General features: G+C 64.6%; 1 pseudogene. It reads left to right on the top strand.

What is annotated here, in order from left to right:
* Positions 1-240 (top strand): annotated as a pseudogene (locus KVT44_RS56790) (ABC transporter substrate-binding protein); the annotation flags it as partial.

Genomic DNA, 240 nt, shown 5'->3' with positions numbered 1-240 from the left:
TCGAGGTCGCCAAGTTCGACGGCTACCAGGGTCCGGACAAGGCCAAGAACGGTGGTGTGCTCTTCAAGAACTACACCAACCTGGAGGCGGCCTACGAGGACCTGAAGTCGGGCAACGTCGACGTCCTGCGTCAGATCGCCCCGAAGGGCCTGCCGGTCTACAAGTCGGACCTCGGCAGCCCCGCGGTGGACAAGGCGTACTCGGCGATCCAGACGCTCACGCCGGCCTTCTACCCCAAGC

Origin of the sequence: Streptomyces sp. GbtcB7, from assembly GCF_019091445.1 — a bacterium.
Lineage (GTDB): Bacteria > Actinomycetota > Actinomycetes > Streptomycetales > Streptomycetaceae > Streptomyces > Streptomyces mirabilis.
Note: the sequence above shows the minus strand (reverse complement) of the source record. Positions and strands in the feature narration are given on the sequence as shown.